Annotated in this window: 37 protein-coding genes and 1 pseudogene; 31 read left to right on the forward strand and 7 right to left on the reverse strand. The window is 40.4% G+C overall.

What is annotated here, in order from left to right; genetic code table 11:
• Positions 1-49: 49 nt before the first annotated feature.
• The 3 genes from yihA to hmpA form a co-directional block, all read right to left on the reverse strand.
• Entirely contained in the window at positions 50-904 is an 855-nt protein-coding gene (yihA, locus tag CDA10_RS09535; RefSeq protein ID WP_089605386.1) for a ribosome biogenesis GTP-binding protein YihA/YsxC, read from the reverse strand.
• Between the two features lie 138 nt (positions 905-1042).
• Positions 1043-1486 carry an RrF2 family transcriptional regulator gene (locus tag CDA10_RS09540; RefSeq protein WP_089605387.1) on the reverse strand — a complete coding sequence of 148 codons (444 nt, stop codon included), beginning with the start codon at positions 1484-1486 and terminating at the stop codon, positions 1043-1045.
• Positions 1487-1590: 104 nt separating this feature from the next.
• Positions 1591-2799, reverse strand: a complete 1209-nt coding sequence (gene hmpA, locus CDA10_RS09545) for an NO-inducible flavohemoprotein (RefSeq protein ID WP_089605388.1) — start codon at positions 2797-2799, stop codon at positions 1591-1593.
• Positions 2800-3122: 323 nt separating this feature from the next.
• Here hmpA and ytfE point away from each other — a divergent pair, with 323 nt between their 5' ends.
• On the forward strand, positions 3123-3779 hold the full coding sequence (gene ytfE, locus CDA10_RS09550) for an iron-sulfur cluster repair protein YtfE (protein WP_089605389.1): 657 nt from the start codon (positions 3123-3125) through the stop codon (positions 3777-3779).
• Positions 3780-3872: 93 nt separating this feature from the next.
• Here ytfE and CDA10_RS09555 read toward each other — a convergent pair whose 3' ends face one another.
• From CDA10_RS09555 to CDA10_RS09565, 3 genes are all read right to left on the reverse strand, one after another.
• On the reverse strand, positions 3873-5444 hold the full coding sequence (locus CDA10_RS09555) for a helicase HerA-like domain-containing protein (RefSeq protein WP_089605390.1): 1572 nt from the start codon (positions 5442-5444) through the stop codon (positions 3873-3875).
• 399 nt (positions 5445-5843) lie between these two features.
• The gene (locus tag CDA10_RS09560; RefSeq protein ID WP_089605391.1) at positions 5844-6023 is read right to left on the reverse strand and encodes a hypothetical protein; all 180 of its coding nucleotides are present in this window, start codon (positions 6021-6023) and stop codon (positions 5844-5846) included.
• 174 nt (positions 6024-6197) lie between these two features.
• Positions 6198-7388 (reverse strand): PLP-dependent transferase, encoded by a 1191-nt coding sequence (locus tag CDA10_RS09565; RefSeq protein ID WP_089605392.1) that lies wholly within the window; start codon positions 7386-7388, stop codon positions 6198-6200.
• A gap of 181 nt (positions 7389-7569) precedes the next feature.
• Between CDA10_RS09565 and CDA10_RS09570 the strand changes: the two genes are divergently transcribed.
• From CDA10_RS09570 to CDA10_RS09715, 30 genes and pseudogenes are all read left to right on the forward strand, one after another.
• Entirely contained in the window at positions 7570-8295 is a 726-nt protein-coding gene (locus tag CDA10_RS09570; RefSeq protein WP_089605393.1) for a type 1 glutamine amidotransferase, read from the forward strand.
• A 275-nt stretch (positions 8296-8570) separates the two neighbouring features.
• Entirely contained in the window at positions 8571-8882 is a 312-nt protein-coding gene (rpsJ, locus tag CDA10_RS09575) for a 30S ribosomal protein S10 (protein WP_004725677.1), read from the forward strand.
• A 59-nt stretch (positions 8883-8941) separates the two neighbouring features.
• Positions 8942-9580 carry a 50S ribosomal protein L3 gene (rplC, locus tag CDA10_RS09580; RefSeq protein WP_089605394.1) on the forward strand — a complete coding sequence of 213 codons (639 nt, stop codon included), beginning with the start codon at positions 8942-8944 and terminating at the stop codon, positions 9578-9580.
• Positions 9581-9591: 11 nt separating this feature from the next.
• On the forward strand, positions 9592-10194 hold the full coding sequence (gene rplD / locus CDA10_RS09585; protein WP_089605395.1) for a 50S ribosomal protein L4: 603 nt from the start codon (positions 9592-9594) through the stop codon (positions 10192-10194).
• Positions 10191-10511 carry a 50S ribosomal protein L23 gene (gene rplW / locus CDA10_RS09590; RefSeq protein WP_089605396.1) on the forward strand — a complete coding sequence of 107 codons (321 nt, stop codon included), beginning with the start codon at positions 10191-10193 and terminating at the stop codon, positions 10509-10511. The genes rplD and rplW overlap by 4 nt, the downstream gene beginning before the upstream one ends.
• Before the next feature lie 11 nt (positions 10512-10522).
• A complete protein-coding gene (gene rplB / locus CDA10_RS09595; RefSeq protein WP_089605397.1) occupies positions 10523-11347 on the forward strand; it encodes a 50S ribosomal protein L2 in 825 nt (274 codons plus the stop codon).
• Positions 11348-11366: 19 nt separating this feature from the next.
• On the forward strand, positions 11367-11642 hold the full coding sequence (rpsS, locus tag CDA10_RS09600; protein ID WP_004281508.1) for a 30S ribosomal protein S19: 276 nt from the start codon (positions 11367-11369) through the stop codon (positions 11640-11642).
• A 9-nt stretch (positions 11643-11651) separates the two neighbouring features.
• Positions 11652-11981: a 50S ribosomal protein L22 gene (rplV, locus tag CDA10_RS09605; protein WP_089605398.1), complete on the forward strand. Its 330-nt coding sequence runs from the start codon at positions 11652-11654 to the stop codon at positions 11979-11981.
• Between the two features lies 1 nt (position 11982).
• A pseudogene (rpsC, locus tag CDA10_RS09610) lies at positions 11983-12816 on the forward strand (30S ribosomal protein S3).
• The gene (rplP, locus tag CDA10_RS09615) at positions 12756-13169 is read left to right on the forward strand and encodes a 50S ribosomal protein L16 (RefSeq protein ID WP_004825189.1); all 414 of its coding nucleotides are present in this window, start codon (positions 12756-12758) and stop codon (positions 13167-13169) included. Before rpsC ends, rplP begins: the two are co-directional and overlap by 61 nt.
• Positions 13169-13366 carry a 50S ribosomal protein L29 gene (gene rpmC, locus CDA10_RS09620; RefSeq protein ID WP_089605400.1) on the forward strand — a complete coding sequence of 66 codons (198 nt, stop codon included), beginning with the start codon at positions 13169-13171 and terminating at the stop codon, positions 13364-13366. Before rplP ends, rpmC begins: the two co-directional genes overlap by 1 nt.
• Positions 13363-13620: a 30S ribosomal protein S17 gene (gene rpsQ / locus CDA10_RS09625; protein ID WP_004725698.1), complete on the forward strand. Its 258-nt coding sequence runs from the start codon at positions 13363-13365 to the stop codon at positions 13618-13620. Before rpmC ends, rpsQ begins: the two co-directional genes overlap by 4 nt.
• Before the next feature lie 92 nt (positions 13621-13712).
• The gene (gene rplN / locus CDA10_RS09630; RefSeq protein WP_004725701.1) at positions 13713-14081 is read left to right on the forward strand and encodes a 50S ribosomal protein L14; all 369 of its coding nucleotides are present in this window, start codon (positions 13713-13715) and stop codon (positions 14079-14081) included.
• An 11-nt stretch (positions 14082-14092) separates the two neighbouring features.
• Entirely contained in the window at positions 14093-14410 is a 318-nt protein-coding gene (gene rplX, locus CDA10_RS09635) for a 50S ribosomal protein L24 (protein ID WP_089605401.1), read from the forward strand.
• 16 nt (positions 14411-14426) lie between these two features.
• A complete protein-coding gene (gene rplE, locus CDA10_RS09640; protein WP_004725705.1) occupies positions 14427-14963 on the forward strand; it encodes a 50S ribosomal protein L5 in 537 nt (178 codons plus the stop codon).
• Between the two features lie 9 nt (positions 14964-14972).
• On the forward strand, positions 14973-15278 hold the full coding sequence (rpsN, locus tag CDA10_RS09645; protein WP_004825185.1) for a 30S ribosomal protein S14: 306 nt from the start codon (positions 14973-14975) through the stop codon (positions 15276-15278).
• A gap of 13 nt (positions 15279-15291) precedes the next feature.
• The gene (rpsH, locus tag CDA10_RS09650) at positions 15292-15687 is read left to right on the forward strand and encodes a 30S ribosomal protein S8 (RefSeq protein WP_089605402.1); all 396 of its coding nucleotides are present in this window, start codon (positions 15292-15294) and stop codon (positions 15685-15687) included.
• A gap of 13 nt (positions 15688-15700) precedes the next feature.
• Positions 15701-16234: a 50S ribosomal protein L6 gene (gene rplF, locus CDA10_RS09655; RefSeq protein ID WP_089605403.1), complete on the forward strand. Its 534-nt coding sequence runs from the start codon at positions 15701-15703 to the stop codon at positions 16232-16234.
• 14 nt (positions 16235-16248) lie between these two features.
• Positions 16249-16599, forward strand: coding sequence for a 50S ribosomal protein L18 (gene rplR, locus CDA10_RS09660; protein ID WP_002049741.1), 351 nt, complete (start codon positions 16249-16251; stop codon positions 16597-16599).
• A gap of 2 nt (positions 16600-16601) precedes the next feature.
• A complete protein-coding gene (rpsE, locus tag CDA10_RS09665) occupies positions 16602-17099 on the forward strand; it encodes a 30S ribosomal protein S5 (protein WP_010111943.1) in 498 nt (165 codons plus the stop codon).
• A gap of 6 nt (positions 17100-17105) precedes the next feature.
• Positions 17106-17282, forward strand: coding sequence for a 50S ribosomal protein L30 (gene rpmD / locus CDA10_RS09670; RefSeq protein WP_089605404.1), 177 nt, complete (start codon positions 17106-17108; stop codon positions 17280-17282).
• A 3-nt stretch (positions 17283-17285) separates the two neighbouring features.
• The gene (rplO, locus tag CDA10_RS09675) at positions 17286-17726 is read left to right on the forward strand and encodes a 50S ribosomal protein L15 (RefSeq protein WP_089605405.1); all 441 of its coding nucleotides are present in this window, start codon (positions 17286-17288) and stop codon (positions 17724-17726) included.
• A gap of 45 nt (positions 17727-17771) precedes the next feature.
• Positions 17772-19091: a preprotein translocase subunit SecY gene (secY, locus tag CDA10_RS09680; protein ID WP_171333977.1), complete on the forward strand. Its 1320-nt coding sequence runs from the start codon at positions 17772-17774 to the stop codon at positions 19089-19091.
• A 21-nt stretch (positions 19092-19112) separates the two neighbouring features.
• Positions 19113-19229, forward strand: coding sequence for a 50S ribosomal protein L36 (rpmJ, locus tag CDA10_RS09685; protein WP_000867907.1), 117 nt, complete (start codon positions 19113-19115; stop codon positions 19227-19229).
• Positions 19230-19336: 107 nt separating this feature from the next.
• Positions 19337-19693 (forward strand): 30S ribosomal protein S13, encoded by a 357-nt coding sequence (gene rpsM, locus CDA10_RS09690; RefSeq protein ID WP_089605407.1) that lies wholly within the window; start codon positions 19337-19339, stop codon positions 19691-19693.
• Between the two features lie 19 nt (positions 19694-19712).
• The gene (gene rpsK / locus CDA10_RS09695; RefSeq protein ID WP_001040166.1) at positions 19713-20099 is read left to right on the forward strand and encodes a 30S ribosomal protein S11; all 387 of its coding nucleotides are present in this window, start codon (positions 19713-19715) and stop codon (positions 20097-20099) included.
• Between the two features lie 12 nt (positions 20100-20111).
• A complete protein-coding gene (gene rpsD / locus CDA10_RS09700; protein ID WP_010112125.1) occupies positions 20112-20738 on the forward strand; it encodes a 30S ribosomal protein S4 in 627 nt (208 codons plus the stop codon).
• A gap of 17 nt (positions 20739-20755) precedes the next feature.
• A complete protein-coding gene (locus CDA10_RS09705; protein WP_004816876.1) occupies positions 20756-21763 on the forward strand; it encodes a DNA-directed RNA polymerase subunit alpha in 1008 nt (335 codons plus the stop codon).
• A gap of 18 nt (positions 21764-21781) precedes the next feature.
• Positions 21782-22147, forward strand: coding sequence for a 50S ribosomal protein L17 (gene rplQ, locus CDA10_RS09710; RefSeq protein ID WP_004281488.1), 366 nt, complete (start codon positions 21782-21784; stop codon positions 22145-22147).
• A 211-nt stretch (positions 22148-22358) separates the two neighbouring features.
• Positions 22359-23849, forward strand: coding sequence for a flavin-containing monooxygenase (locus tag CDA10_RS09715; protein WP_089605408.1), 1491 nt, complete (start codon positions 22359-22361; stop codon positions 23847-23849).
• Between the two features lie 151 nt (positions 23850-24000).
• On the opposite strand, the gene CDA10_RS09720 is transcribed toward CDA10_RS09715, so the two are convergent.
• Complete coding sequence (locus tag CDA10_RS09720; protein WP_089605409.1) at positions 24001-25173, reverse strand: acyl-CoA dehydrogenase family protein; 1173 nt, start codon at positions 25171-25173, stop codon at positions 24001-24003.
• Positions 25174-25314 lie beyond the last annotated feature (141 nt).

Raw genomic sequence — 25314 nt, forward strand, 5'->3', positions numbered from 1 at the left:
AATTGGTGATGAATTTGGTCAGACAATTTCTAGGTGAGGGTGTTTTATCTCAATTGATCTCTTGATTATCTGCTTGGTTTGAATGATCGAGATCAATGTCAGCGGTTTCATCTAAATCAGCATCAGCTTCATCAAAATCTGCTTCTGAAGCTTCTGGAATAGAATCCATATCAAAATCTAACGTTTTATCTAAGGTGTAGTTCAGTCGTCCAGCCATAATAGATGCTAATTCTTCAAGTCCTTGTTTATTCAATGAAGAGAATAACTGGATAGAGAAATTGAGCTTCATTTTTTGTAATTGTTGTTGTACATCGAGGAGCACTTTACTCGCAGGACCTCGATTGAGTTTGTCTGATTTAGTTAAAAGAACATGTACAAACAAATGGCGTGAATAAGCCCATTCCAACATCATCACATCAAAATGTTGTAAAGGATGGCGGATATCCATGAGTAAAACTAAACCTTGTAAACTTTTACGATGAATCAGATAGTTTTCAAGTTCTTTTTGCCAAACAATTTTCATTGCTTCAGGTACAGCTGCATAACCATAACCGGGTAAATCTACGAGGCGTTGGTCAGGATTGCCTAAACTAAAGAAGTTAATCATTTGTGTACGACCCGGTCGTTTTGATGCTCGGGCCAATTGCTTTTGATTTGTTAATGCATTAATTGCACTAGATTTTCCTGCATTTGAACGCCCTGCGAAAGCAACTTCATAACCTGTATCTTCAACACACAGGTTGAGTTTAGGCGCACTCATCAAGAATTCAGCTCTGCGCAACCAATTTAAAGACGAGGATGAGTACTCTGAAATCGCAGGGTCAGCTTTTTTCTCATAGCTAATTTTTTGTTTAGGGGCATTTGAGGTCTTACTGTTTTTAGACTTTCCACTGCTGCGATGCATACTTCAACTTCAATAAACGGATGAACAAAGTGCATTATAAAGGAAGTCGATCTTTCAAGCGAATTTTGGCAACTTTTATTGCGTAACTAAACTTAGATGTTCTTTTTTGCTTAGCTTAGATTCTTAGATAAAGTGGATTTATAGGTTGAGATTTGGGATAGGCGAGTGAACTGCTTTTTGATAACTCACTGGCGCAGTTAATACGTCTGCAACGGTATATTGGTCTAAGCTTTGATAAAACTGTACAACAGCATGATCTAAAATACCTTTTAAACCGCATTGGGGACGTAAAACACAAGGCGGAGTATTACACTCGACAATCTCTGTTTCTCCTTGAAGCGTACGCACAATTTTCCCTAATCTGAAATTTAAAATTTCTTGATTTAAGCGAAGACCACCACCCTTACCACGTGAAGTAATTAACCAACCTTGTTTACCCATAAAATGTACAATTTTAACAAGGTGATTTTGTGAAACTTGTAAATCTTCGGCAATTTCAGAAATCGTATAAGGTAAATCACGAGGCCTAGAGATATACATTAAAATGCGTAGCGCATAGTCGGTAAATTTGTTCAGTTGCATGTAAGCTGCTCATCTATTTAAAAAAAAGATGTATTGGGTTCTGAAAATAAATAAGGCCAGTCTAACATAGACTAGCCTTATAAAGAATGAAAGAGAAATTTGGTTTAAATACCAGTACCACCTGTGCCAAATGCTTCACTATGAATTTGCTCAGGTTGAATACCACGTGCAACCAGTGCTTGATGCTGTTGTTGCATAAATGGTATCGGACCGCAAAGATAGTAGTCTGCATTGGCTGGTAACAATGCTGCATCAATAGTTGCTAAGTCTAACCGTCCAGCGACATCATAATCTTCGCCAAGAACATCGCCTTCATGAGGGAATTCGTAAGCAGTAAATGTACTTAGACGAGGGAATTTAGTTTTTTGCTCATGAATGTGTTGTTTCATGGCATGTACTTGACTGCTACGACATGCATGAATAAAGCTAACAGGTTGTGGCATATCTAAAGTGACCAATTGATTCAACATGGCAATCATTGGTGTTAAACCAACACCACCACTAATGAATACGTTACGTTTACTACTATCAATCAGGTAGAAGTTACCTGTTGGTGCAGATACTTCAATTTCAGCACCTTCCGCCAAGCTGTGCAAAGTGCTTGAAACCCAACCACCAGCTAAATCACCTTTTTCATCTTCACGTTTTACTGAAATGCGTAAATAGTCAGCTTGAGGACTTGTAGAAAGGGTGTATTGACGTGGTTGTTTTAAGCCCAATTCTTCTACAAATACACGAACTGAAATATATTGGCCTGCTTCATATTTAGGTAAAGCGCCGCCATCTGCTGGTGCAAGATAGAAAGACGTGATTTCATCACTTTCTACGACTTTTTTCGCAATTTTAAAATTACGCCAACCTAACCAACTGCCTTGAGTTTGTTGATGTTGATCATAAATTGCTTTTTCAGTGCTGATAAATAGATTTGCCAATTGGCCATAAGCTTCAGCCCAAGCCGCAATCAATGGGTCTTCCATTGGAATACTGAGTACTTCACTAATTGAATGTAATAAGTTTTCACCGACAATATTATAGTCAGGAGATTGAATATTCAGGCTGACATGTTTATGTGCAATCAGTTCAACAACAGGTAATAGTACTGAAGGGTCTTCAATATTTTCAGCATAAGCTAAAACTGCACCAGCCAATGCTTGAGCTTGTGCACCACTGCGTTGATGCCCCATGTTAAAGGTTTCTTTTAATTCAGGATTATTGCCGAGCATGCGGTTATAAAAATAACCTGTCAGTGCTACACCATTTTCACGAAGAACAGGAACAGTTGCTTTTACAAGGTCAATTTGCTGCGGAGTCATTGTTGATCTCTCTTGGCTATCATTTATAAGATGTATTTAAAATATACCTTTTAAATTACATTTGCAATCTATTTTTAACATAAAACCATAAAAATTCTATGTGATTCTTTAGTCTAGTGTATTTCTTTTAGGTTAAATAAGTGTGAAATGTTTTAGAGAATGCATGAAGAACCAATTTAACAGAAAAATTTTGTAGGTTTACTTAGCCAAATGGGGGATTTATCTCAGGCCTTTTGGGGGATTTTTTCGTGATGTGAATCGGGCTAGCTTAGATTTCATACAACTCAATTTATATAATGTGTTAATCAGTGGAGATCTAAGTCATGGGTATGAATCAGCAAAGTGTAGGTGAAATTGCGAGAAGTATCACTGGTGCAACAGCAGTGTTTCATAAATATAAGCTAGATTTTTGTTGTAATGGGCATTTCACATTGGAGGATGCTTGTGTAAAAAAGAAAGTGAGTATTGATGATGTGATCCATGATTTACAAACACTTATTGATCATCAAAAACAACACTCAGATCGAGTGGAGGCATTACACACCAATGAACTGATTGAACATATATTGGTGCGTTATCATGAAGTTCATCGTCATCAACTTCCTGAACTTATTCGATTGGCTGAACGTGTTGAAAAAGTGCATAAGACCCATCCTGATTGTCCAACAGGATTGACAGGGCTGTTGGTGGAGATGCAACGAGAATTACTTAGTCATATGATGAAAGAAGAGCAGATTCTATTTCCAATGATTCGAGCACATCAACCTCAAGCGGTGCATCCGATAGAAATGATGCGACATGAGCATACGCTACATGGTGAAAGTTTAGAGGCGTTGGAAAAGCTTACGCATGATATTACACCACCAGCAGGTGCATGTAATACGTGGCAAGCGTTATATGTTGGATTGAATGCTTTTAAACATGATTTGATGCAACACATTCATTTGGAAAATAATGAATTATTTATGCGAATCTCATGAAGCTATATTTACTTAGCTTGACTTAATTGAGGAAATTTAATCATTCTGCTGAAGATGTATTGCATCATCAGCAGAAAGTTGGTGTTTATAGTATTAACGTTTTCCAAACAATGAGCCTAATAAGCCACGTACAATTTTTTGCCCTGTAGAGCCACCTAAGCTACGTGCTGCACTTTTAGCAAAAGTACCAATCACGTCTTGAGCCATTTTTGCACGAGCAGCTGCGGCTTTTTCTTCTTCTTTTTGTTGAGCTTTGGCGGCACGTTCTTGTTCTTTGTTTAAAGCCTCTTGTTGCTTGGCTTGAAACTTCGCCATTTCTTCGAGTTGCTTGGCTTGTTGCGCAGCAGCTTCAAAAGCTATTTGCTGTTGAGAGCTATCTGAAACTTTACGTTGTAACATTTCATAAGCGCTGTCACGATCGACTTCTTTGTCGTATACGCCTGCCACAATGCTTTGCGCCATTAATACTTTGCGTTCATCTAAAGTGATCGGGTTGAATGCAGAATAGGGTGGCATCACCATACAGCGTTCAACTATTTGTGGTGTACCTTGTTCGTCTAAGCAGCTAATCAGTGCTTCACCAACAGCCAATTCAGTAATTGCTTGGTCAACTTTAAACTCAGGATTAGCGCGGAAAGTATCAGCAGCAGTTTTTACGGCTTTTTGGTCTTTGGGTGTAAATGCACGTAAAGCATGTTGTACACGGTTACCCAATTGTCCAAGCACATCTTCAGGAATATCCAATGGGCTTTGGCTAATAAAATAAATACCCACGCCTTTCGAGCGAATTAAACGAACAACTTGTTGAATTTTGTCTTGTAAAGCAGGGCTTGCATTATCAAACAGTAGATGTGCTTCATCGAAGAAGAACACCAGTTTAGGTTTATCCATATCACCGACTTCAGGTAGCTTTTCAAATAGTTCTGAAAGCATCCACAGTAGGAATGTTGCATAAAGTTTAGGGGTATTCATTAGCTTATCAGCAGCGAGTAGGTTGATATAACCATGCCCATTTGAATCCGTTTGAATAAAATCCATGATGTCTAAGCTTGGCTCGCCAAAGAAGCGTTCGCCACCTTGATCACCTAGAGCTAATAAATTACGTTGAATTGCACCCAAACTAGCAGGAGAAAGGTTGCCATATTCGGCTTTTAAATCAGCCGCATTTTCACTGACATAGGTCAGCATGGCTTTTAAATCTTTAAAGTCCATGAGCAGTAAGCCTTGATCATCTGCAACACGGAATACTGCTGAAAGCACACCTTCTTGGGTGTCATTCAAATTCAGCATTTGAGCTAGGAGTAAAGGTCCAATTTCTGAAATCGTGGTGCGAATAGGATGTCCTTGTTCGCCAAACAAATCCCAAAAAATGGTTGGTGAAGCTGCAAATGGAACACTTTCAACACCTAAGCTTTTAATGCGCTCATCAAACTTAGGATTGCTTGAACCTGCTTTGGCAATACTGGATACATCACCTTTAGCATCGGCTAAAAAAACAGGAACACCAATACGTGAAAAACTTTCTGCAAGCACTTTAAGGGTAATGGTTTTCCCTGTTCCTGTTGCACCTGCAATTAAACCATGACGATTGGCAAATTGTGAGTGTAAGACAATATCTTGTGTTGTATCGGAAGTTTTTTTTGCAATGACGATTGGTGTACCCATTTTTATTCCTATAGCTTTAATTCGAATGCTTTTGTTTGAGTGAAGCATACTCAGTTTTTATATCATGCTTGTTATACAAAATTGCATGAAATGATGATGTTGTAAATCTGTTTTTAAATTTAGACTTTATAGGTGTGATGGTTGTTTTTAAGTTTGATAAAATGCAGCTTAAATAGAAGTGAATTGCTTGGTTAACCTAAATACATTTTGCGTTATTGAAAATAAAAAAAGAGTATAAAATGTTCAGAGTTGAAAACGTATCGTATGACGTACTGAGACAAGTGAGTTATAGAAGTATGGGGTATGGTCAAAATGATTTAGGTGATCGCGTAAAGCCTTATCTATGGGTTCAGCGTTTGGACTTATTGTTTAAGGTGATTCAGCATGAAATGGATGAATTTATTGATCAGTGCGTTGTAGATGATAAAAATCAACCTGAACCAGATATTGACTATCTTTATCAACTGAATTATCCCTCTGCACAAAATTTAATATTTGAATATCCGAGCTATTTTTGCCAGTTAATATTTGATTACCAAGATTTAATTTATCGTCCTTTTTTTGATGTGCTGACAACATTATTCTCTTCTGACCTACAATTTGTGATAAATACGCTAACAAAAGTGAGCTTGAAAAATGGTTATATTCACATGGAAGGAGAGGGTTTTTTTGTAGGGGAAAGTAGAAATTTAAAAAATTATCACTTCTCCTATGAGCTGAATAGACATCACCTCATAGGAAGTTTTCCTTATTTTAAACTTGAATTGCCTTTAAAGCATTTTCAATGTCTTGAATCAAATCATCAGCATCTTCCAAGCCGATACAGAAACGTACCAACAAGCCTTTTTTTAAGTGAGCTTGTTCTGTGTGACGCATCTCAGTTAAGTTGTATAACATCACTAAACTGACTGGGCCGCCCCAGCTAAAACCGAGTTTAAAGAGTTTTAAATGATCGCAAAATTGACGAATCGCTGTTAGATCATATTCCGTATTGAAAATGACACTGACTAAACCTGCACTTCGCTCTGTCTGGCAGGTTTGTTTCCAAAAGTCATGACTGATATTGTCAGGATCGGCAGGGTGTAAGACCTGAGCAAAAGCATCTTGGGTTTTGAGCCAATTTAAAATTTTCAACGCGCTTTGAGATTGATGTTCGTAGCGGATTTGCATTGAAGCTAAGCTGCGCTGTACTTGTGCTGCATCATCACCTGAAATAGAAATACCTTGAATGGCATGCATGCGCAATAATTGCTGATGTAAGCCTTTATGATTGGTGACCACTGAACCCATTAAAATATCACCACCACCGCTTGGGTATTTTGTTAGGGCGTGTGCAGTAATATCTACACTTAGATGTTCATGGCTAAAATCAAAAGCATTAAAAGCTAAACCAGCGCCCCAGGTATTGTCTAAAGCCGTCAGAATATTGTGAGCTTTGGCTTTTTTAACCAAATTAATTAAATCAGGGAATTCTAAGGTGATTGAACCAGCGGCTTCTAACCAAATCAATTTCGCATGTTCTGAAGGTTGAAATGAGTCCACATCAATTGGATTATAAACTTTAACCGCGATTCCGTAGCGCTTTTCGAGATTATGTAGATGTTCCATGTTTGGGCTATAAATATTCTCAGCAACCCAAACTTCATCGCCATGACTTAAAAAACATGAATTCACTAAATTGATTGCAGATAAACCACTTGGTGTGAGTAAGCAATATTCCCCACCTTCAATTTGAGCAATATTATCGCCTAGCGTGTATGTGGTTGGAGTGCCATGCGTACCATAACTATAGTCATAATCATCCGTCCAATGGCGATTAAATAGTGCATCGGTATTTTCAAAAATAATGGTGGATGCACGAAATAAGGGAGCTTGAACTGTATTTATATATTGAGGTGCTTTGCGTGGTGCATGAATTAGTGCTGTTTGTGGATTTAGTTTCACAAGAGTGCTCAAAATAAGATGAATAAAGTATTGTTATAAGCAAAACATAATCGTTGAAGGGCGGAAAGCAATAATTTGTGAAAATTCATAACTAAAATTGATATTGGCTTCATTTTTGCATTTGTATCTTTGCAAGTTTTAGATTTTTAGCGTAAGCGATACAACAAGAATAGGTGAGAAGATGAAGAAACTTAAAGTGCATTATTTTCAACATATTGCAGGTGAAGGTTTTGGAAGTTGTTTTGAACATTTAAAAGCAATGGATGCTGAAATTACCGCAACAGAATTTTTTGCTTTGCCGACGGATTCTCAACTGGATATAGAGGCCTTACCACATGTAAATGAAGTGGATTTACTCATTATTATGGGAGGGGAGATGAGTGTAAATGATGAAGCGAATTACCCTTGGCTTAAAGTTGAAAAACGCTGGATTAGGCGCTATTTGGCACAAGAGAAGCCTGCGATTGGTTTATGTCTAGGAGGGCAGCTTATTGCCAATGCTTTAGGGGCAAATGTGAGACGCAACCCGATGCAAGAGCTAGGGTGGACTTTGGTGAATAAGAGCGAATATGTGCCTGATGAATACTTTCAACTACCTAAAGAGGTGAATGTGATGCAATGGCATAGTGAAACTTTTGATATTCCAAAGGGTGCAATTCGTTTAGCAGAAAATCCTGCGTGTCCAAATCAACTTTACCAAATTGGTAAAAATGTACTTGGCTTCCAGTTTCATCCAGAAATTACCCCACACAGTCTGAAAATATTTATCGAACATGAAGAGGATGATATGGTGTTTAGTGAAACACATATCCAATCCTTAAATAAATTAAAAACGACACAAAAATCGGATTATTTATGTGGAAACCAATTGTTAAACAAGGCGATTGATTATGTGCTCAAAGTATAAGTTGATGTTTAAAAGTTAAACATCTTGATTAACAATAAATTATTTAAAATAGATGAAAAGGCTTAAATTCATTTGCTTAACTGTTAAACAATCGTTATAATGAGCGACCCTTCGATATGAAGGGGATGGATGGCGAAGAAAGTCATCCAGATCGTTACAGTCGTGGCATCGATCATGACCTTAGTGATTTTCACTGCCTTTGACACTTGCCTTATTTAATGGGGTGAGATGCGTCAAGGGTGATTCTTTATATATTTGGCTTGGAGTTAACTGGTATGTCTAACCAGAGAATTCGTATCCGTCTTAAGTCTTTTGATCATCGTTTAATTGATCAATCTTCTCAAGAGATCGTAGAAACAGCAAAACGTACTGGCGCACAAGTTTGTGGTCCTATTCCGATGCCTACTCGCATCGAACGTTTTAACGTTTTGACATCACCACACGTAAACAAAGATGCGCGTGACCAATATGAAATCCGCACATACAAACGTTTGATCGATATCGTTCAACCTACAGACAAAACTGTAGATGCATTGATGAAATTGGATCTTGCAGCTGGTGTTGATGTTCAGATCGCATTGGGTTAAGGCTTTCGGTTAATTAACGCTCTAAGTTAATTAGGCCGCTTTTTTAGAGGTTTATGCACATGGCTATTGGTTTAGTCGGTCGCAAGTGCGGTATGACACGTATCTTTACAGATGCTGGTGTTTCTGTACCTGTAACAGTGATTGAGGTTGATCCTAACCGTATCACTCAAATCAAAACGCTTGAAACTGATGGTTATCAAGCGATTCAAATCACTACTGGTGAACGTCGCGAATCTCGCGTAACAAATGCTCAGAAAGGTCACTTTGCGAAAGCTGGTGTTGCTGCTGGTCGTTTAGTTAGCGAATTCCGTGCAACAGAAGCTGATCTTGAAGGTCGTGAAATTGGTGGAACTATCGGTGTTGATTTGTTCGCAGTAGGTCAAATTGTTGACGTAACTGGACAATCAAAAGGTAAAGGTTTCCAAGGTGGTGTTAAGCGTTGGAACTTCCGTACGCAAGATGCTACACATGGTAACTCTCTATCTCACCGTGTTTTAGGTTCTACAGGTCAAAACCAGACTCCTGGTCGCGTTTTCAAAGGCAAAAAAATGGCTGGCCATTTAGGTGCTGAACGCGTAACAGTACAAGGTCTTGAAATTGTATCTATCGACGCAGAACGTTCAGTTCTTGTTGTTAAAGGTGCGATTCCTGGTGCTACTGGTGGCGACGTTATCGTTCGTCCTACGATCAAGGCCTGAGGGGAAATAACGTGAATTTAAAAACTGTTTCCGGCTCTGCTGTTGAATTATCAGAAGTAGCTTTCGGTCGTGATTTTAATGAAGCTCTTGTACACCAAGTTGTTACAGCTTATTTAGCTGGTGGTCGTCAAGGCTCTAAAGCTCAAAAATCACGTGCAGACGTTTCTGGTGGTGGTAAAAAACCATTCCGTCAAAAAGGTACTGGCCGAGCTCGTGCGGGTTCTATTCGTAGCCCAATCTGGGTTGGTGGTGGTAAAACTTTTGCTGCTCGTCCACAAGATTGGTCTCAAAAAGTAAACCGTAAAATGTACCGCGGTGCAATGCAGTGTATCTTAGCTGAACTTGTTCGCCAAGATCGTCTAATATTAGTTGAAGAGTTTGCTGTTGAAGCGCCTAAAACTAAAGAGTTGCTTGCAAAACTTAACGGCTTGAACGCTACTCGCGCATTAATCGTTACAGAAGCTGTAGATGAAAATCTATATTTAGCTGCTCGTAACATTCCACATGTTGATGTGGTTGATGCTGCTGGAATCGATCCTGTTGGTTTGATTGCGTTCGATAAAGTTGTTATGTCTGTAGCTGCTGCTAAGAAAATTGAGGTAGAACTCGGATGAACAACGAACGTATCTATCAAGTCCTACAAGGACCTGTTTTTTCAGAAAAAGCACAAGTTCTAGGTGAAGCTGCTGGTGTTCAAGTTTTTAAAGTTGCACTTGATGCAAACAAACTTGAAATCAAAAAAGCAGTAGAGCAATTATTTGGTGTGGAAGTTGTTAAAGTTAACACGACTATCACTAAAGGTAAGACTAAACGCTTTGGTAAAACATTAGGACGTCGTTCTGATGTTAAAAAAGCATACGTCACCCTGAAAGCTGGCCAAGATGTTGAAATGGCTGACTTGGGCGATACCGCTGAAAGCGCAGCGGAATAAGGACGAAAATTATGCCAATTCAAAAATGTAAGCCAACGTCTCCAGGACGTCGCTTTGTAGAGAAAGTCGTTCACGACCATCTTCACAAAGGTGCGCCTTATTCGCCGTTGGTTGAAGCAAAAAAACGTACTGGTGGTCGTAATAATAACGGTCACATTACAACTCGTCACGTTGGTGGTGGTCATAAACAAAACTACCGTATCGTTGACTTTAAACGTAATAAAGATGGCATCCCAGCGGTTGTAGAGCGTATTGAATACGATCCTAACCGTACATCACATATCGCATTAGTTCTTTATGCTGATGGTGAGCGCCGTTATATTATTGCTCCTAAAGGTTTACGTGCTGGTGATAAAGTACAATCTGGTAACGATGCTCCAATTCGTCCAGGTAACTGCTTGCCACTTCGTAATATGCCAATCGGTTCTACACTACATAACATCGAGCTTAAAATCGGTAAGGGTGCACAATTAGTGCGTTCTGCTGGTACTTCTGCTCAGTTGTTAGGTCGTGACGGTTCTTACGCTATCGTTCGTTTACGTTCTGGTGAAATGCGTAAAGTACACGTTGAATGCCGTGCTGTGTTAGGTGAAGTATCTAACTCAGAAAGCAACCTTCGTTCACTTGGTAAAGCAGGTGCAGCTCGCTGGCGTGGCGTTCGTCCTACCGTTCGTGGTATGGCGATGAACCCAGTAGACCATCCACATGGTGGTGGTGAAGGGCGTAACAAAGGTATTCAACCTGTAAGCCCATGGGGTCAAAAAGCTAAAGGGTACAAGACTCGTACCAACAAGCGTACGACTAAGATGATCATTCGCGACCGTCGCGTTAAGTAACAAGTAAAGGAATCTGACAATGCCTCGTTCTCTGAAAAAAGGCCCATTCGTCGATGCGCACTTGTTCGCTAAGGTTGAAGCGGCTATCGCGGCTAATAACCGTAAGCCGATCAAAACTTGGTCGCGTCGTTCGATGATCCTCCCGGATTTTGTTGGTTTAACAATTTCTGTACACAATGGCCGTAACCATGTTCCAGTGATCGTATCTGAACATATGGTTGGTCACAAACTCGGTGAATTCGCGCCAACTCGTACCTATCGTGGTCACGGTGTTGACAAGAAGTCTAAACGTTAAGGTGCTATGATGGAAGTTACTGCTAAATTACGCGGTGCCGCTATCTCGGCACAAAAAACTCGTTTGGTTGCAGATCTAATCCGTGGCAAATCTATTGCTCACGCGCTTAATATCTTGAACTTCAGCAACAAAAAAGCTGCAGTTTTAGTTAAAAAAGCTTTGGAATCTGCAATTGCAAACGCTGAACATAATAACAGTTTAGATGTAGACGACCTTAAAGTTACTACGATTTACGTTGATGAAGGCACTAGCCTTAAACGTATTATGCCACGTGCTAAAGGCCGTGCAGATCGTATTACTAAGCGTACTTGTCACATTACCGTTAAGGTAGGGGTTTGATATGGGTCAGAAGGTTCATCCAATCGGTATCCGCCTTGGTGTTGTAAAACGTCATAACGCCAACTGGTATGCGAGTCCGAAACAATACGCTGAATATTTGCTTAAAGATCTTCAAGTTCGTGAGTTTTTAACTAAAAAACTTAAAAGCGCGATGATCAGCAAAATTCTTATCGAACGTCCTACAGGTGCTGCTAAAGTAACAATTAGCACTGCTCGTCCAGGTATCGTTATCGGTAAAAAAGGCGAAGATATTGAAAAATTACAGCGTGAACTTACTCAAATTATGGGTGTTCCAGCGCAAGTAAGTATTAACGAAATCGATCGCCCAGATTTAGATGCTCGTTTAGTTGCTGAAGCAATTGCTTCTCAATTAGAAAAGCGTGTAATGTTCCGTCGTGCTATGAAGCGTGCGGTACAAAACACAATGCGTGCTGGTGCGAAAGGTATCAAAGTTGAAGTATCTGGTCGTTTAGGTGGTGCAGAGATTGCACGTACTGAATGGTATCGTGAAGGTCGTGTACCTTTACATACACTTCGTGCTGATATCGACTATGCAACTATGCGTGCTGAAACTACTTACGGTACGATCGGTGTTAAAGTTTGGATTTTCCGTGGCGAGATCTTAGGTGGCATGAAACAAGTCATGAACCCTGCTCCTGCTGAAGAACGTCCAGCTAAACGTGGTCGTGGCCGTGGTGAAGGTCAGGAACGTCGTGGTCGTGGTGAAGGCCGTGGCCGTGATCGTGATGATCGCGCTGCTAAGGGAGAGTAATCATGTTACAACCTAAGCGTACTAAATTCCGTAAAGTGCAAAAAGGCCGTAATACTGGTTTAGCACATCGCGGTAGCACTGTATCTTTCGGTACAATTGCACTTAAATCGATTGAGCGTGGTCAAATGACAGCTCGTCAGATTGAAGCTGCACGTCGTACAATTAGCCGTCGTGTTAAGCGTGGTGGTAAGATCTTTATCCGTGTTTTCCCAGACAAACCAATTACTGAAAAGCCATTAGAAGTTCGTATGGGTAAAGGTAAAGGTTCTGTGGAATACTGGGTTTGTCAAATCAAACCAGGTAAGATCTTGTACGAAATGGATGGTGTTAGTGAAGAATTGGCACGCGAAGCGTTTACGCTTGCAGCTGCTAAGCTTCCATTTAAAACCACTATCGTTACTAAGACGGTGATGTAATGAATACTAAAGATCTACGTGAAAAATCGGTAGAAGAGTTGGCAGCTTTGCTTGATGAGCAACAGCTTAACCAATTCCGTCTTCGTATGGCGAAAGCAACTGGTCAATTGGGTAAATCGCATGAAGTTGCGCTTACTCGTAAGACGATTGCTCGCATCAAGACACTCCTTACCGAAAAACAGGGGAACGGACAATGAGTGAGCAAACAGTTCGCACGTTAACAGGTAAAGTCGTAAGCGACAAAATGGACAAGTCTATTGTTGTGCTTATCGAACGCCGCGTTCAACACCCGTTGTATGGCAAATCAATCCGCCGTTCAACAAAATTACACGCTCATGATGAGAACAACACAGCTAAAACTGGCGATGTTGTGACCATTAAAGAAAGCCGCCCAATTTCAAAAACTAAAGCTTGGACTTTAGTGGAAGTTATTGAAGCTGCTGCTGAGTAATTAGACGTTCTTGTTGCATCATCGGTCAATTTCGAGTACTCTTTGAGCCTTTCGAAATTGCGACCGGTGATGCTCGGTTTTGGAGTAGGGCAATGATTCAGACCGAAAGTATGCTAGACGTAGCAGACAACAGTGGTGCTCGCCGCGTACAATGTATTAAAGTACTAGGTGGTTCACATCGTCGTTATGCTTCTGTTGGCGACATTATTAAAGTTACTGTTAAAGAAGCAATTCCACGTGGCCGTGTTAAAAAAGGTGACGTGATGAATGCAGTTGTAGTTCGTACCAAATTCGGTATTCGTCGTCCAGACGGTTCTGTGATCCGTTTTGATGATAATGCTGCAGTTATCTTGAACAACAACAAGGCTCCGATTGCCACTCGTATTTTCGGACCAGTGACTCGTGAACTTCGTACTGAACAGTTCATGAAAATCATTTCATTGGCTCCTGAAGTTCTATAATAGAGGCAATCATGGCTAAGATTAGAAAAGGCGATCAAGTAATTGTGATCGCAGGTAAAGAAAAAGGCAAACAGGGTACTGTTTTGTCTGTTTCAAATGACCAAGTTAAGGTTGAAGGCCTTAACTTAGTTAAGAAGCATCAAAAGCCGAACCGTGCAACAGGTGCTGAAGGCGCTATTGTTACACAAGAAGCTTCGCTTCATATTTCAAACGTGGCGATTTTTAATGCTACGACCCAAAAGGCTGACCGTGTTGGTTACCAAGTGGCTGAAGGCGTGAAAACTCGCGTTTATAAGTCAAATGGTGAATCAGTGGCGGTAGCGAAGTAATAGGTTGAAATAGGCTATGGCCAGACTTAAAACACGTTATAACGACGAAATCCGAGCTAAGTTGAAAGAAGAACTTGGTTTGGGTAATGTGATGGAAATTCCTCGCATCACTAAAATCACCATCAACATGGGTGTTGGTGCAGCTTCAGCTGACAAGAAATTGTTAGATGGCGCTTTGGCTGATATGCAAGCTATTGCTGGTCAAAAACCAGTGCTTACATTAGCTCGTAAATCAATTGCTGGTTTTAAAATCCGTGATGGTTGGCCGATTGGTTGTAAAGTAACTTTACGCGGCGAACAAATGTACGAATTCTTAGACCGTTTGATCTCTATTGCGATCCCTCGTATTCGTGACTTCCGCGGTTTTTCTGCGAAATCATTCGATGGTCGTGGTAACTACTCAATGGGTCTCAAGGAACAAATTATGTTCCCTGAAATCGATTTTGATAAGATCGATCGTATTCGTGGTATGGATATTACTATCACCACAACCGCTCGCACCGATGACGAAGGCCGTGCACTAATTCGTGCATTTGGCTTCCCGTTCAAATAAGAGGTCGATATGGCTAAGAAAGGTATGATTAATCGCGAATTGAAACGCGAAGCTACAGTTGCAAAATATGCTGCAAAACGTGCTGAATTAAAAGCAACGATTGCAAACGTAAATGCATCTGATGAAGAACGTTTCGAAGCGATGATGAAGTTACAAGCATTACCACGTAATGCGTCTCCAGTACGTCTTCGTAACCGTTGTGGTTTAACTGGTCGTCCTCATGGTTACTTCCGTAAGTTCGGCTTAAGCCGTAACAAATTACGCGATACAGTAATGCAGGGTGATGTACCGGGCGTTGTTAAGGCAAGCTGGTAAGGAGCGACTATAAATGAGTATGCAAGATACCGTTGCCGACATGTTAACTCGTGTTCGTAACGCACAAATGGCAAAGAAACAATCTGTTTCTATGCCTAATTCTAAGTTGAAAGTTGCAATTGCAAACGTACTTCAACAAGAAGGTTACATTTCAAATGTAGATGTTGCTGATCTTGAAGGCAAAGCTACTTTGACAATTACTTTAAAATATTTTGAAGGCAAACCAGTTATCGAAACTGTGAAGCGTGTAAGCCGTCCAGGTCTACGCCAGTATCGCGGTAAAGATAGCTTACCAAGCGTTAAGCAAGGTTTAGGTATTGCAATTGTTTCTACAAGCAAAGGCATCATGACTGATCGCGCTGCACGTGCTGCGGGCATCGGTGGTGAAGTTATTGCTTTTGTTTCTTAATAGGTGATTCCTCATGTCTCGTGTGGCTAAAGCCCCAGTAACTGTACCTAATGGTGTAACAGTTACTCAGAACGGCCGGCAGGTCGAAGTGAAAGGCAATAAAGGTACTTTGTCTTTTACCCTGCATGCGCTGGTCGAGCTTAAACAGGAAGAAGGTCAACTTCATATTGCTCCAGTTAAAGAATCTCGCGATTCTTGGATGCAAGCTGGTACTGCTCGCGCTGTTCTTAATAACCTTGTTAAAGGTGTTAACGAAGGCTTCGAACGTAAGTTACAACTGATCGGTGTTGGTTATAAAGCTGCGGTTAAAGGTACTATTGTGAACCTTAACCTTGGTTACTCTCACCCAATCGATTACTCTCTTCCAGAAGGCGTAACTGCAGAAACTCCTACTGCTACTGAAATCATTTTGAAATCAGCGAATAAGCAGTTGTTGGGTCAAGTGGCTGCAGAAATCCGTGCATACCGTGCTCCAGAACCATATAAAGGTAAAGGTGTTCGTTATTCGGATGAAGTTGTGCTTCGTAAAGAAGCTAAGAAGAAATAAGGCGCGAGGTTCTTATGAACGAAAAGAAACAATCCCGTTTGCGTCGTGCGAAAAGCACACGCTTGCACATTCGTGCATTGGGTGCGACTCGTTTGTGTGTAAACCGCACTCCGCGTCACATCTATGCACAAGTTATTTCAGCAGATGGTGGCAAAGTATTAGCGCAAGCTTCTACTTTGGATGCATCTTTGCGTAGCGGTACTACTGGTAACGTTGATGCGGCTACTAAAGTAGGTGCTTTAATCGCAGAGCGTGCTAAAGCAGCTGGTGTTACTAAAGTTGCATTTGACCGTTCTGGTTTTAAATATCATGGTCGTATCAAAGCCTTGGCTGATGCTGCTCGTGAAAACGGCTTGGAGTTCTAATCATGGCTAAAGTTGAACAAAACGAAGGTCTTGTTGAAAAGCTGGTTGCCGTTGATCGTGTAGCCAAAGTTGTTAAGGGTGGTCGTATCTTCTCTTTCACAGCATTGACTGTGGTTGGTGATGGTAATGGTCGTGTAGGTTTTGGTCGTGGTAAAGCACGTGAAGTTCCAGCTGCTATTTCTAAAGCACTTGAAGCTGCACGTCGCAACATGATTACTGTTGATCTTGTTGACGGTACTGTTCAGCATCCTATCAATGCTCGTCACGGTGCAAGCCGCGTTTACATGCAACCTGCTTCTGAAGGTACTGGTGTAATTGCTGGTGGTGCTATGCGTGCAGTGTTAGAAGCTGTAGGTGTACGTAACGTATTGACTAAATGTTATGGTTCTACTAACGCTGCTAACGTAGTTAACGCAACTTTTAACGGTTTGCGTGATATGACTTCTCCTGAGAAAGTTGCTGCGAAACGTGGTCTTTCAGTAGAACAAATTTTAGGGTAATCAATCATGAAAACGATTAAAGTTACCCAGACTAAATCTTCTGCGCATCGTTTGAAAAATCACAAACTTTGCCTACAAGGTTTAGGTCTGCGTCGTATTGGTCATACAGTAGAAGTAGTGGATACACCTTCTAACCGTGGTATGATCAACAAAGTCTACTATATGGTTAGTGTAGAGGAATAAGCCATGACTCTGCGTTTAAATGAGCTTGCACCTGCTGAAGGTGCAAAACGTGACAGCCGTCGTTTGGGCCGTGGTATCGGTTCTGGCGTTGGTAAGACTGGTGGCCGTGGTGTCAAAGGTCAAAAATCACGTAAAAGTGGTGGCGTTCGTCCAGGTTTTGAAGGTGGTCAAACTGCGTTATATCGTCGTTTACCTAAATTCGGTTTTACTAGCCAATTGGCTTTGAAAACTGCCGAAGTACGTTTGTCTGAACTTACTAAAGTTGAAGGTGATATTGTTTCACTTGAAACTTTGAAAGCTGCGAATGTCGTACGTAAAGATATGGTGCGTGCTCGTATCGTTCTTTCTGGTGAAATCACTCGTGCATTCACTGTTCAAGGTGTTGCATTGACTAAAGGCGCTAAAGCAGCTGTTGAAGCTGCTGGCGGTAAAGTCGAGGAGTAATCGCGAGTGACTATGTCTCCTAGTTCTTCAGGTCATGTGAACATGATGAAAGGTCAACCATTTCATGTGAAATATCGTGAAATTATTCACCGATTAATGTTTTTAATTGGTGCGTTAGTTGTCTTTCGACTAGGAGCGCATATTCCGCTGCCAGGTATTGATAACGTCGCCCTAGAACGTTTTTTCAAAGCTAATGAAGGTACTTTTTTAGGTTTGTTTAATATGTTCTCAGGCGGGGCATTAGAGCGAATGTCTATTCTTGCGTTAGGAATTATGCCGTATATTTCTGCATCTATTATTGTGCAGTTAATGTCTACGGTGGTTCCTTCGTTAGAGGCATTAAAAAAGGAAGGCGAGCAGGGTAAGCGCAAGATTAATCAATATACGCGCTACGGCACCCTTTTACTTGCATTAGTCCAAGGTATTGGAATGTGTGCTGGTCTGATCAGTCAAGGGATTACTTTGACGTCAGGGCTAGCTTTTTACGTTCCAGCACTAACTTCGTTAGTTGCAGGTACTATGTTCTTGATGTGGTTAGGTGAGCAAATTACTGAACGTGGTGTTGGTAATGGTATCTCAATGATTATCTTTGCAGGTATTGTTGCTGGTTTACCAAACTTAGTGATCCAAGCATTTACATCTGTAGATAATGGTCAATCAAGCTTAATTGGTTTGGCGATATTTGGATTACTATCAATTGCTGTATTAGCAGCAATTGTGTTTATTGAAAAAGCTCAACGTCGTATACCTGTTAACTATGCTCAAAAGCAGCAAGGGCGTCGCGTATTTACTGCACAGCAGACACATTTGCCATTGAAAATTAACATGGCAGGGGTAATTCCAGCAATTTTCGCTAGTTCGTTATTGTTGTTCCCTGCAAGTTTAGGTCAATGGTTAGGTAGTGCTGATCCGAATGCAGGATTCGTGAAGCGTTCGCTACAAGATTTGGCATTAGTATTATCGCCTGGACAACCTTTGTATTTGGTGCTCTTCGGTGCGTTAATTATCTTTTTCTGTTACTTCTATACGGCACTGGTTTTCAGTCCGAAAGAAGTTTCTGAAAACTTGAAACGCAGCGGAGCTTACGTACCTGGTATTCGCCCAGGTGAGCAAACTGCTCGTTACTTAGATCATATTCTTAATCGTTTGACATTTATTGGTGCAATCTACATCACTGTTATCTGCTTAATGCCGATGATTTTACAAAGTTCTTTTGGTATTCCGTTCCATTTGGGCGGTACCTCATTACTTATTGTTGTTGTAGTTGTTATGGACTTTATGGCACAGCTTCAAGCCCACTTAACATCGCATCAGTATGATAATCAATCGTTAATGAGAAAAACGACTGCTCATCCTAAGGGATAAGCGCACTTAGAAGGTTTCATCATGAAAGTACAAGCTTCTGTAAAAAAAATTTGTGGTAGCTGTAAAGTTATCCGTCGTAATGGGGTTATTCGCGTAATTTGCAGCGCAGAACCTCGTCATAAGCAGCGTCAAGGTTAATTTAATTAAGACCTGTTGATTTCAGTAGGCTAATTAGGTTATTATCCGCCCCTCAAGATTTTTGTGGGGCGGTTGATTATCTCTACCGCCTTTTTGGAGAAATTTGAATGGCTCGTATTGCCGGTGTAAACATTCCGGATAACAAGCATGCTGTTATCTCTCTCACGTATATTTTCGGTATTGGCCGTCACACTGCTAAAAATATTTTAGCTGCTGTAGGCATTGCTGCTACTACTAAAATTCGTGAATTAGATGATGCTCAGCTTGATGCGATTCGTGCAGAAGTTGCTAAGGTTCCGACCGAAGGTGATTTACGTCGCGAAATTTCCATGAACATTAAACGTTTAATGGATTTAGGCTGCTACCGCGGTCTTCGTCATCGTCGCAGCTTGCCTGTTCGCGGACAACGCACCAAAACTAACGCACGTACCCGTAAAGGTCCGCGCAAACCTATTAAGAAATAAGATTTCTGGAAGCTAAAAGATGGCTAAAGATACTCGCACACGCAAGAAGGTCACTCGTACCGTCTCTGAAGGTGTTGCACACATTCACGCTTCTTTTAATAACACCATTGTGACTATTACCGATCGTCAAGGTAATGCACTGGCTTGGGCTACCTCTGGTGGACAAGGCTTCCGTGGATCACGTAAATCAACTCCGTTTGCTGCTCAGGTAGCTGCTGAAGTTGCTGGTAAAGCTGCTTTAGACTACGGTTTGAAAAACTTGGACGTCCTTGTAAAAGGTCCTGGTCCTGGTCGTGAATCTGCGGTTCGTGCTTTAGGTGCAGTGGGTTATAAAATTAACAGCATTACCGATGTGACGCCAATCCCGCACAACGGTTGCCGTCCACCTAAAAAACGTCGCGTGTAAGGAGAAACATTCATGGCTCGTTATATTGGTCCAAAATGCAAACTCTCTCGCCGCGAAGGGACAGACCTGCAATTAAAATCTGGCGTTAAACCATTTGACGTCAAAACTAAAAAAGCTGCTAAAGCTCCTGGCCAGCATGGCGGAGCTCGTGGTGGTAAACAATCTGAGTACTCACTACAATTACGTGAAAAACAAAAAGTACGTCGTATGTACGGTGTTTTAGAGCGTCAATTTAGTAACTACTATAAAGAAGCTGCTCGTGTTAAAGGCGCAACAGGTGAAAACTTGTTGAAATTGCTTGAAAGCCGCCTCGATAACGTTGTTTATCGCATGGGTTTTGGTTCTACACGTGCAGAAGCTCGTCAGCTAGTATCTCACCGTTCAATCACTTTAAATGGTCGTCGCGTTAACATCGCGTCAATCCAAGTTAAAGCGGGTGACGTGATCGCAGTTCACGAAGGCGCTAAACAACAATTACGTATTAAAAACGCAATTGAATTGGCTGCTCAACGTGGTACCGCTTCTTGGATTGAAGTAGATCATTCAAAACTTGAAGGTACATTTAAAGCTGCACCAGATCGTTCTGATTTACCTGCTGAAATCAACGAAAGCTTGATTGTAGAATTGTATTCTAAATAATCCTTGAGGTAGCAATAATGACGCGTACTGCAAACGAGTTTCTAACTCCGCAAGCGATCAAGGTCGAAGCGGCAAGCGGGACCTCGGCAAAAGTGATTCTTGAACCGTTAGAGCGTGGTTTTGGCCATACTCTTGGTAATGCTTTACGTCGCATCCTATTATCTTCTCTACCTGGCGCTGCCGTGGTAGAAGTTGAGATAGAAGGTGTCGAGCACGAGTACAGTACTTTAGAAGGCTTGCAGCAGGACATCGTCGAGCTCTTGCTGAACCTAAAAGGATTGTCTATTAAGCTGTTCGATCAAAACGAAGCATATTTAACATTAGAGAAACAAGGACCTGGCGACGTAACTGCTGCTGATCTTCGTTTACCTCATAATGTTGAAGTGGTTAACCCTGAACATTTGATTGGTACTTTAAGTGCTTCTGGCTCATTGAAAATGCGCCTGAAAGTTTCTCAAGGCCGTGGTTATGAAACATCTGACTCTCGTTTCCCTGAAGGTGAAACACGTCCTGTTGGTCGTTTACAGTTAGATGCTTCTTATAGCCCAATCAAGCGCGTGTCTTACACAGTGGAAAACGCTCGTGTAGAACAACGTACTGACCTTGATAAACTCGTCATTGATCTTGAAACAAATGGTACTGTAGATCCTGAAGAAGCTATCCGCAAAGCGGCGACAATTTTGCAACAACAAATTGCAATTTTTGTTGATCTTCAGAAAGATCAAGCACCAGTTGCTCAAGAACCACGTGAAGAAGTTGATCCAATTTTGCTTCGTCCAGTAGATGATCTAGAGCTTACTGTTCGTTCTGCTAACTGTTTGAAAGCAGAAAATATTTACTACATTGGTGATCTAGTACAGCGCACTGAGGTTGAGTTACTTAAAACACCTAACCTTGGTAAAAAATCGCTTACAGAGATCAAAGATGTTCTGGCTTCTAAAGGCTTACAACTCGGCATGCGTTTAGAGAACTGGCCACCAGCTAGTCTCCGTATGGACGATCGTTTCGCCTATCGTAGCCGTTAATTAAGTAGGACTATCACCATGCGTCATCGTAATAGTGGTGTGAAATTAGGCCGTACAAGCAGTCATCGTAAAGCGATGTTCCAAAACATGGCTAATTCTTTGTTTGAGCATGAGTTGATTAAAACAACTGTGCCTAAAGCAAAAGAGTTACGTCGTGTAGCTGAGCCTTTAATCACTTTAGCTAAAAACGATACAGTAGCAAACCGTCGTTTGGCGTTTGCTCGTACTCGTTCAGCAGCAACAGTTGGTAAATTATTTACCGTTCTTGGCCCTCGTTACAAAGAACGTAACGGCGGTTATCTACGTGTTCTTAAAGCTGGTTTCCGTGCAGGTGATGCTGCGCCGATGGCTTATGTAGAGCTTGTGGATCGTGAAGTAAACTAATTACTTACACGTCATAGAACAATCGGTTGTTCGAAGAAGGTCGGTATTTTACCGACCTTTTTTTATATCTAAAATTCAATAATTGTCAGACAAAATTTAAGTTTGTCCTCAACTGATATGAAATTTGTCGGAAAAATACAAACTTGACATTGCGTATTGTCAAATTTATGATTTAATAAAAATGTACTCTTAAATAGGTCATAAAAAGAACATGGAAAGACAAGTTGATATTCTTATTGTAGGCGCAGGTATTTCTGGTATTGGAATTGCTGCTCATCTATCTAAAAATTCGCCGCAACGTTCGTTTGAAATTATTGAACGCCGAGAAAGCTTTGGTGGTACTTGGGATTTATTTAAATACCCAGGCATTCGTTCAGATTCAGATATGTCGACTTTTGGTTTTAATTTTAAACCATGGCAACAAGCCAATGTTTTAGCTGATGGTGCTTCTATTAAAGGCTATGTTGCTGAAGTTATTGATGAATATAAATTAAAAGATAAAATTCATTTTAAACATCGTGTACGTACAGCAAACTATGATTCTTCGATTAAGAAATGGATTGTAGAAATTGAAGACGAAAATCAAAAGTTACAAACTTGGGTGGCTAATTTCGTTGTCGGTTGTACAGGTTATTATAATTATGACCAAGGTTATCAACCAGATTTTCCAAATAAAGAAGCATTCAAAGGCGAGTTTGTAAATCCTCAATTTTGGCCAGAACGATTAGATTACACAGGTAAAAAAGTAGTTATTATTGGTAGTGGTGCAACTGCAATTACTTTGGTTCCTGCAATGTCAAAAGGTGGAGCAGGTCATGTGACCATGTTGCAGCGTTCACCAACCTATATTGCATCTATTCCGTCTGTTGATTTTGTTTACGACAAAATGCGTAAAGTTCTACCTGAAGATGTAGCTTACAAATTGACTCGTGCACGTAATATTGGAATGCAACGTGGAATCTATGCACTTGCACAAAAACAGCCAAAACTGCTGCGTAAATTCTTATTAAAATCAATTGAAATGCAGTTGAAAGGTAAGGTGGATATGAAGCACTTTACTCCAACTTATAATCCTTGGGATCAACGTTTATGCGTAGTGCCAGATGGTGATTTATTTAAGATTTTACGTTCAGGCAAAGCCAGTGTTGAAACAGATCAAATTGAAAAAATTACAGAAACAGGTATTCAATTAAAGTCTGGAAAACATTTAGAGGCAGACATTATTGTGTCAGCTACAGGACTTGAAATTCAAATCTTAGGTGGAATCAAGGCAACAATAGATGGTAGGCCAATGAATACTTCACAGCACATGCTTTATCAAGGTGTGATGGTCAGTGATGTACCAAATATGGCGATGATTATGGGCTATATTAATGCGTCATGGACACTGAAAGTAGATATTGCAGCAGACTATATTTGCCGCCTTGTCAATTACATGGATCAAAAGGGTTTTGATGAAGTCATCCCTCAAGGTGATGCGACTGAGTTAATGGAAGATACTGTTATGGGGAGTCTAAGTGCTGGCTATATCGCCCGTGCAGCTGATGTAATGCCAAAACAAGGTAAACATGCACCTTGGAAGGTGAGCAATAATTATTTAGCAGATCGTAAAGAACTTAAAAATGCTAGATTTGATGATGGCGTATTAAAGTTTTATAAACGTGAAGTTCAAGCAGAAAAAAAACCTAAACTTGTTTCTTGATTAATAGAAGAAACTGAAAAGGAGCGAAAGCTCCTTTTTATTTTTCATGCTAAAAAATGTTAGATATTGTCCAAAATATTTTTAAAGCTTTATCAGTAGAAAAGGAGTAAATAGCCTCCTTTTCTAGATCATAATAAAAGCAAATTAAAAATTATAAAGAACGTGAAATCAGTTCTTTCATAATTTCATTGGTTCCTGCATAAATACGGTTTGCACGATTATCAATATATGCGCGAGCAATAGGATATTCAAGCATGTAGCCATAGCCACCATGTAGTTGTAAACATTCATCGACAACCTTTGAAAATAATTCAGAAATTTTATATTTTGCAGCAGCAGCTGCTTCTATACCTAGAGTGCCTTCAAGTTGTAATTCCATACAACGATCTAAATACGCGCGACTGAAATCAATTTCAGTACGCATTTCAGCGAGTTTAAAACGTGTATTTTGGAAAGCACCAATGGGTTTACCAAATGCTTTACGGTCTTTGGTGTATTGTACGGTATGAGCAAATGCAGCTTCAGCACCCGCTTGGCAAATAATCGCAACCAGTATACGTTCCCAAGCGAGTTCTTTCATCAGCATGATAAAACCCATGCCTTCCATACCGATTAAATTTTCTTTAGGCACACGAACATCTTCAAAGAATAATTCGCAAGTGTCTTGCCCTTTCATACCAATTTTATTGAGTGGCTTACCTTTACTGAAACCAGCACGATCAGCTTCTACAATAATTAAGGATAGATTGGCAGAGCCTTTTTCTGAGCTTCCTGTTTTACACACAACGATGGCCATATCGCATAAATAACCATTGGTAATAAAGATTTTAGAACCATTGATGATATATTCATCGCCATCTAAAACTGCTGTAGTACGAACACCTTGCAAATCTGAACCTGTACCCGGTTCGGTCATTGCAATCGCTGTGACAACTTCACCAGATGCCATTTTAGGCAGCCATTTTTTCTTTTGCTCTTCATTGGCAAAGTTGTTGAGATAATTGGCAACAATATCCGAATGCAATGAAAAACCCGTAGCAGAGTCCATTGCATAAGCTTGTTCTTCGATCAGAATCATGCTGTATAGACGGTCTACACCATAACCACCATATTCTTCTGGCATGGTTGCACATAAGAGACCTAATGCCCCAGCTTTATTCCACAAATCACGATCAACATATTGTTGTTTTTCGTATTTTTCAATATTGGGTACAACTTCTTTTTCATAGAATTTACGTACAGTTTCTCGAAATGCTTCATGTTCAGCATTAAATAATTTACGAGGTAGCATGTTTGCTAAAGGTCGAATTGCACCAGATTGCATTTTTATAATATCCAAATAGAATTTTAGTTCTTAGAAATTATGTGAAACAGCAAACTGTCGCAATGAGATGAATGCTCAAAACAAATTCAAAAATGATGAATTTGGTCATTTATATAAAACAAGAAAATTTTAAATAAAAAA

This window comes from Acinetobacter piscicola, from assembly GCF_002233755.1.
Taxonomy (GTDB): Bacteria; Pseudomonadota; Gammaproteobacteria; order Pseudomonadales; family Moraxellaceae; genus Acinetobacter; species Acinetobacter piscicola.

Coding starts and splice junctions, on each gene's coding strand:
- yihA (WP_089605386.1), bottom strand. CDS start 904: ATGCATCGCAGCAGTGGAAAGTCTAAAAACAGTAAGACCTCAAATGCC.
- CDA10_RS09540 (WP_089605387.1), bottom strand. CDS start 1,486: ATGCAACTGAACAAATTTACCGACTATGCGCTACGCATTTTAATGTAT.
- hmpA (WP_089605388.1), bottom strand. CDS start 2,799: ATGACTCCGCAGCAAATTGACCTTGTAAAAGCAACTGTTCCTGTTCTT.
- ytfE (WP_089605389.1), top strand. CDS start 3,123: ATGGGTATGAATCAGCAAAGTGTAGGTGAAATTGCGAGAAGTATCACT.
- CDA10_RS09555 (WP_089605390.1), bottom strand. CDS start 5,444: ATGGGTACACCAATCGTCATTGCAAAAAAAACTTCCGATACAACACAA.
- CDA10_RS09560 (WP_089605391.1), bottom strand. CDS start 6,023: ATGTTGTCAGCACATCAAAAAAAGGACGATAAATTAAATCTTGGTAAT.
- CDA10_RS09570 (WP_089605393.1), top strand. CDS start 7,570: ATGAAGAAACTTAAAGTGCATTATTTTCAACATATTGCAGGTGAAGGT.
- rpsJ (WP_004725677.1), top strand. CDS start 8,571: ATGTCTAACCAGAGAATTCGTATCCGTCTTAAGTCTTTTGATCATCGT.
- rplC (WP_089605394.1), top strand. CDS start 8,942: ATGGCTATTGGTTTAGTCGGTCGCAAGTGCGGTATGACACGTATCTTT.
- rplW (WP_089605396.1), top strand. CDS start 10,191: ATGAACAACGAACGTATCTATCAAGTCCTACAAGGACCTGTTTTTTCA.
- rplB (WP_089605397.1), top strand. CDS start 10,523: ATGCCAATTCAAAAATGTAAGCCAACGTCTCCAGGACGTCGCTTTGTA.
- rpsS (WP_004281508.1), top strand. CDS start 11,367: ATGCCTCGTTCTCTGAAAAAAGGCCCATTCGTCGATGCGCACTTGTTC.
- rplV (WP_089605398.1), top strand. CDS start 11,652: ATGGAAGTTACTGCTAAATTACGCGGTGCCGCTATCTCGGCACAAAAA.
- rplP (WP_004825189.1), top strand. CDS start 12,756: ATGTTACAACCTAAGCGTACTAAATTCCGTAAAGTGCAAAAAGGCCGT.
- rpmC (WP_089605400.1), top strand. CDS start 13,169: ATGAATACTAAAGATCTACGTGAAAAATCGGTAGAAGAGTTGGCAGCT.
- rpsQ (WP_004725698.1), top strand. CDS start 13,363: ATGAGTGAGCAAACAGTTCGCACGTTAACAGGTAAAGTCGTAAGCGAC.
- rplN (WP_004725701.1), top strand. CDS start 13,713: ATGATTCAGACCGAAAGTATGCTAGACGTAGCAGACAACAGTGGTGCT.
- rplX (WP_089605401.1), top strand. CDS start 14,093: ATGGCTAAGATTAGAAAAGGCGATCAAGTAATTGTGATCGCAGGTAAA.
- rplE (WP_004725705.1), top strand. CDS start 14,427: ATGGCCAGACTTAAAACACGTTATAACGACGAAATCCGAGCTAAGTTG.
- rpsN (WP_004825185.1), top strand. CDS start 14,973: ATGGCTAAGAAAGGTATGATTAATCGCGAATTGAAACGCGAAGCTACA.
- rpsH (WP_089605402.1), top strand. CDS start 15,292: ATGAGTATGCAAGATACCGTTGCCGACATGTTAACTCGTGTTCGTAAC.
- rplF (WP_089605403.1), top strand. CDS start 15,701: ATGTCTCGTGTGGCTAAAGCCCCAGTAACTGTACCTAATGGTGTAACA.
- rplR (WP_002049741.1), top strand. CDS start 16,249: ATGAACGAAAAGAAACAATCCCGTTTGCGTCGTGCGAAAAGCACACGC.
- rpsE (WP_010111943.1), top strand. CDS start 16,602: ATGGCTAAAGTTGAACAAAACGAAGGTCTTGTTGAAAAGCTGGTTGCC.
- rpmD (WP_089605404.1), top strand. CDS start 17,106: ATGAAAACGATTAAAGTTACCCAGACTAAATCTTCTGCGCATCGTTTG.
- rplO (WP_089605405.1), top strand. CDS start 17,286: ATGACTCTGCGTTTAAATGAGCTTGCACCTGCTGAAGGTGCAAAACGT.
- secY (WP_171333977.1), top strand. CDS start 17,772: ATGAAAGGTCAACCATTTCATGTGAAATATCGTGAAATTATTCACCGA.
- rpmJ (WP_000867907.1), top strand. CDS start 19,113: ATGAAAGTACAAGCTTCTGTAAAAAAAATTTGTGGTAGCTGTAAAGTT.
- rpsM (WP_089605407.1), top strand. CDS start 19,337: ATGGCTCGTATTGCCGGTGTAAACATTCCGGATAACAAGCATGCTGTT.
- rpsK (WP_001040166.1), top strand. CDS start 19,713: ATGGCTAAAGATACTCGCACACGCAAGAAGGTCACTCGTACCGTCTCT.
- rpsD (WP_010112125.1), top strand. CDS start 20,112: ATGGCTCGTTATATTGGTCCAAAATGCAAACTCTCTCGCCGCGAAGGG.
- CDA10_RS09705 (WP_004816876.1), top strand. CDS start 20,756: ATGACGCGTACTGCAAACGAGTTTCTAACTCCGCAAGCGATCAAGGTC.
- rplQ (WP_004281488.1), top strand. CDS start 21,782: ATGCGTCATCGTAATAGTGGTGTGAAATTAGGCCGTACAAGCAGTCAT.
- CDA10_RS09715 (WP_089605408.1), top strand. CDS start 22,359: ATGGAAAGACAAGTTGATATTCTTATTGTAGGCGCAGGTATTTCTGGT.
- CDA10_RS09720 (WP_089605409.1), bottom strand. CDS start 25,173: ATGCAATCTGGTGCAATTCGACCTTTAGCAAACATGCTACCTCGTAAA.